The sequence below is a fragment of the Anaeromyxobacter sp. SG64 genome (genome assembly GCF_022690745.1).
Classification (GTDB): Bacteria; Myxococcota; Myxococcia; order Myxococcales; family Anaeromyxobacteraceae; genus Anaeromyxobacter; species Anaeromyxobacter soli.
In genome coordinates this window covers 1-4,289 of the sequence record NZ_JALCZB010000167.1, presented here as the reverse complement: position 1 = coordinate 4,289, position 4,289 = coordinate 1, and the positions used below count along the sequence as shown (strand labels likewise).

The following is a 4,289-nucleotide window of genomic DNA, read 5'->3' as shown; positions in this document are numbered from 1 at the left end:
AGGCGGAGCTCGCGGCGATCGCGGCGAGCGCCGCGAGCGCGGCCGCGCGCGCGCGCGCCGAGGCGGGCGTGCGGCGCTGCCGGTTCGAGGCGGCGCGGCGCGCGGAGGACGCCACCCCTGCAGAGGGCGCCCGCCTCGCGCCGTGAGGGCCGGCGACCGGGGCCAGAAGAGCGTCGCGCAGCCCACGCCGAATCATGGCCGGGCGTCGGCGCTCGGCGCGACACCCCGGGTGACTTTCGTATCGCGGCCGTCGCTCAGAGCCCGTGGCGCAGCCGGTCGATGGCGGCCTTCGGGTTCTTCACGCCGTTCTTGAGCAGCCACCAGCTCACCTTCATCCCGCCCAGGGCCAGGACCCCGAGGTAGCCGTGGGCGAGGAGCTGGGAGGTCGAGGCGTCGATCTTGACCCGCACCTTGAGGGCGGGATCGCGCTCGAGCACGAGCTTGAAGAACTCGATCCCGAACGCGCCCACGTCGTCGGTGCCGAGCGACGTGATCCGCTCCACCGCGGCGGGCGGCAGGGTGAGCGTGAAGTCCGGCTCGGCGGCGGCGGCGTCGCGGACCTCGGGCGCGCCGCCCTCCATCGTGAAGTGCGCCGCCCCGGACTCGAGGGCGAGGTTCACGCGCGCGCCGCGCGCGAGCGGCCTCGTCGCCTTGCGAGCGGCGGGGGAGGTCTCGAAGAAGCGCTTCAGCGCATCGAGGCTCGGGCTCATGGTGCGGGCAATCTAAGCCGGGCGCGCGCCCGCCGGGGGTACCGGCGCGGGGGGCTCGTGCGGTGTCGCGGAGCTTGACCGCTCCGCCGTCGCGAGCCACAGTCCCGCGAATGACGCCCCGCCCCGTGCTCCCGCTCGTGCTGTGCGCCGCCGTCGCCCTCTCCGCCTGCGGCCCGAAGCGCATTCCCGGGACGGAGATCCCGGACAACCGGGACACCCGCGCCGTCTACGACGTGATCCGCACCTACCAGCGCGCGCTCGAGGCCCGCGACGCCGCGGGCGTCCTCGCGCTCGTCGCGCCGGACTACTTCGACGCCGCCGGGACGCCCGATCCCTCCGACGACCTCGACCGGGCCAAGCTCGAGCAGACCCTCCCTGGGGACCTGGCGCGCCTCGAAGGGGTCCGCGTCGACGTCACGGTCCGGCGCATCGACGTGCAGGGGAACGCGGCCACCGCCGAGGTCTTCTACGAGGACTACTACCGGGTGCAGACGCCCGGCGGCGCCGTGCCGCGCCGGGACTCGGACGTCCACCGGCTGCTGCTGAAGAAGCTCGACGGTCAGTGGAAGATCTCGGCCGGGCTGTAGCGCCCGCGCCGCGTCGCCGTCAGACCCCGACCAGCGCGCGGAAGCCGCGCTCGCCGAGCTCACGCAGCGCCACGAGCCGGTCGCGGTAGCGACGCCAGTCCTTCCACGCGAGCCGCTCGGCGCCCACGCCGGCCAGGTGGAAGGCGTGGATGCGCGAGGCGGTGAAGCGGAGCGCGGCGTAACGCGCCCACGCGTGGAGGGCGTCCACCGTCTCGGGCTCGAGGCGGCGCTTCGACCGGTAGCCTTCCAGGAGCGCCGCCGCGCGCGCCGGCTCGTAGCGGTCGGTGTAGCACCAGGCGTTCACTGCGACGCCAAGGTCGTAGGCGAACGGCGCGACGCAGCTCATCTCCCAGTCGAGGATCGAGCTCACCCGATCGCCGATCCACAGCACGTTGTCGACGAACAGGTCGCCGTGGACGAGCCCCTGCGGCGCGCCGGGCAGGGCCGCGGCGCGGGCGAGCTCGTCCTCGAGCAGCGGCAGCGCCGCCGCGACGGCGGCGTCCCCCTCGCCGTCGGGCCGGAGCCCCGCGATCCACCCCTCGACGCGCGGCAGGCCGTAGGGATTCGCGCGCGTGGCGGTGAAGCCCGCCGCGAGGTCGTGCAGGCGCCCGAGCTGCTCGCCCAGGCGGCGGCAGCGATCGGGCCCGGCGTCCTCGCGCGCGATCTCCTCGCCGGGCGAGTACGCGAACAGCATCGCCAGCTTGCCGGCGACGGGCACGAACGGCCGCCCGTCCTCGGCGAAGTGGAGGTGCGGCACGGGGAAGCGCGCCTCGTGGAGGTAGCGCTGCACCTCCGCCTCGAACGCGACGTCCTGCTCCGTCTTCCCCTCGTTGATGCGCAGGAAGAAGCGCTGCCCCGCCGCCCAGAGGTGGAAGTTCGTGTTGACGCTCCCCTTCGGCTCGGGCCGGACGCGATCGGGCGCGGGGAGGCCGAACGGCCGGATCGCGGCGGCGAGCTCGTCGGGCGTGAGGTCGGTGTAGAGGGCCATGAGGGGTGGGCGAGCATGCCCGCTGCGCGGCGCGTCCGTCAACGCCCGGGCGCGCGCGGCGCGGGCGGACCCTCGATCGCGTCCGCGAGCGGGATCGCGCGCCAGCGCGCGCCGACCACGCGCCAGCCCTCGGCCTCGCGCTCGAGGACGAGGTCGAACCGGTGCGCGCTCGCCTCGCCCGGCAGCAGCTCCACGAGCGCCTTCCCCGCGCCGAGCGAGCGCGACAGCACCGCGTCCGCGACCGCCGTCGCGCGGTCGCCCTCCACCGCCACGCGCACCCCCGAGATCGATACGCCCACCCACTCCCCGCGCAGCACGTGCGCCGCGACGAGCTGCTTCACGCCGCGCCGGTCGAGCCCATCGCCGCGGAAGCGCTCGGAGACACCCGCGACGACGTCGCCGATCCGGCGCTCCACCGCGGCGCGCGCCGCGTCGTCGAGGAGCGCGCGGATCCGCTCCTCGTCGGTGGGGGGCGGCGGTCGGGAGAGCCGGGCGACGATCACCCCGCCCAGCGCTGCGGCGACCGCGAGGACGACCACGAGCGTGCGACGGCTCATCCCTCGTTCCTCCGTCCGTCCGGCGAGCGGCCGGGCGGGCGCCTGCCACGCCCGGCGCGGGCGGGCGCGGACGAGCGGGTTAGATTCGATGGTGCCCATCCACCGCCCCCGCCGGGGCGAAACGCAAGTACACTCCACCGCCGTGAGCCGGGACAAGAAGGACCACATCGCGCTGTCCGACGCGCACAACTCGCGGGGCATCGAGCTGGCCGACCGCGGCTGGCTGGACGAGGCCATCAAGGAGTTCAAGAAGGCGATCGAGCTCGATCCGAGCTCGGCGCACGCGCACGACAACCTCGCGACCGTCTACTCGGAGAAGAAGCTCTTCCGGGAGGCGCTCTCCGAGTACCTGACCGCCATCCAGCTCGAGCCGGACAGCGCGACCGCCCACTACAACCTCGCCTGCTTCCTCGCCACCCACGGGCACGACATGGCGGTCGCCGAGTACCGCGACGCGATCGAGCTCGATCCCGAGTACCCGGACGCCCACCTCAACCTGGGCCTCACCCTCGCCGATCAGGGAAAGCCGGAGGAGGCGGTGAAGGAGCTCGAGGTGGCCATCCGGCTCGACCCGAAGGATCCGTTCCCCCGGCACGAGCTCGCCGCCCTGCTCATGGACGAGGGGGACCACCGCACCGCGATCACCCAGCTCAAGGAGGTGGTGCGGCTCGAGCCGGACAACTTCGAGGCGCACCTCGACCTCGGGATCTCGTACGCGCAGAAGGGCTTCTACGCGGAGGCCGAGCGCGCCTACGCGCGCGCGCGGGAGCTCCAGCCCGAGGACCTCCTCCTCAACTACAACGCCTCGGCCCTCTACGCGCTGTGGGGCAAGCCGCGCGAGGCGCTCGACGCGCTCCGCAAGGCCGTCTCCGCGGATCCGCCCAAGGTCCGCGGCTGGCTGCAGTCGGATCCCATGTTCGACGCGCTGAAGGGCTCCGCGGAGTTCGACGAGCTCGCGCACGGCTGACGGATCGCCCCTCCGTGCGGGTGCGCGCGGGTGGGCGTACGGCGCACGGTCACCCCGCCGTCTTGACCGACGGTGACGAATGCGACTTCACGGAGCGTTCTCAGTTGGCTACGCTCCGCCGCATGCCCGAGCTCGCCTTCTTTCGCCACGGAGAGGAGCTCCTCCGCGTGGCGCTCACCGGCCGGACCGAGATCGGCCGCGCCGCCGACTGCGACGTGTCGCTCCCCGATCCCGCCCTCTCGCGCGTCCACGCGGTCGTGGAGCCGCGCGGCGACGCGTGGCACCTCGTGGACCGCTCCGGCCGCGGCACCCGCCTCGGCGGCGCGGAGGTGGCCGAGGCGCCGCTCGCGGACGGGGACGAGATCGCGCTCGGCGCGTGGCGCGCGCTCTTCCGCGCCGCCTCGGGCGGCCCCGTGGAGGAGACGCGGGCCGCGGGCGGCACGCAGGTGCGCGCCGGGGAGGCGGCGGCCGCGCCCGCGT

General features: G+C 74.7%; 6 protein-coding genes. 3 read left to right on the top strand and 3 right to left on the bottom strand.

Annotation, left to right across the window (positions count from 1 at the left end):
* Positions 1-254: 254 nt before the first annotated feature.
* On the bottom strand, positions 255-710 hold the full coding sequence (locus MNZ29_RS23585) for an SCP2 sterol-binding domain-containing protein (RefSeq protein WP_242340753.1): 456 nt from the start codon (positions 708-710) through the stop codon (positions 255-257).
* A gap of 110 nt (positions 711-820) precedes the next feature.
* On the opposite strand from MNZ29_RS23585, the gene MNZ29_RS23580 reads away from it, so the two are divergent.
* Positions 821-1,297 carry a DUF4440 domain-containing protein gene (locus MNZ29_RS23580; RefSeq protein WP_242340754.1) on the top strand — a complete coding sequence of 159 codons (477 nt, stop codon included), beginning with the start codon at positions 821-823 and terminating at the stop codon, positions 1,295-1,297.
* A gap of 19 nt (positions 1,298-1,316) precedes the next feature.
* Here MNZ29_RS23580 and MNZ29_RS23575 read toward each other — a convergent pair whose 3' ends face one another.
* Together MNZ29_RS23575 and MNZ29_RS23570 are read right to left on the bottom strand one after the other, a co-directional pair.
* Positions 1,317-2,285 (bottom strand): homoserine kinase, encoded by a 969-nt coding sequence (locus MNZ29_RS23575; RefSeq protein ID WP_242340755.1) that lies wholly within the window; start codon positions 2,283-2,285, stop codon positions 1,317-1,319.
* A gap of 38 nt (positions 2,286-2,323) precedes the next feature.
* A complete protein-coding gene (locus MNZ29_RS23570; protein WP_242340756.1) occupies positions 2,324-2,842 on the bottom strand; it encodes a hypothetical protein in 519 nt (172 codons plus the stop codon).
* Positions 2,843-2,984: 142 nt separating this feature from the next.
* Here MNZ29_RS23570 and MNZ29_RS23565 point away from each other — a divergent pair, with 142 nt between their 5' ends.
* Together MNZ29_RS23565 and MNZ29_RS23560 are read left to right on the top strand one after the other, a co-directional pair.
* Positions 2,985-3,809: a tetratricopeptide repeat protein gene (locus tag MNZ29_RS23565; RefSeq protein WP_242340757.1), complete on the top strand. Its 825-nt coding sequence runs from the start codon at positions 2,985-2,987 to the stop codon at positions 3,807-3,809.
* A gap of 122 nt (positions 3,810-3,931) precedes the next feature.
* On the top strand, positions 3,932-4,289 hold a 358-nt coding region (locus MNZ29_RS23560; protein ID WP_242357019.1), incomplete at its 3' end, for an FHA domain-containing protein.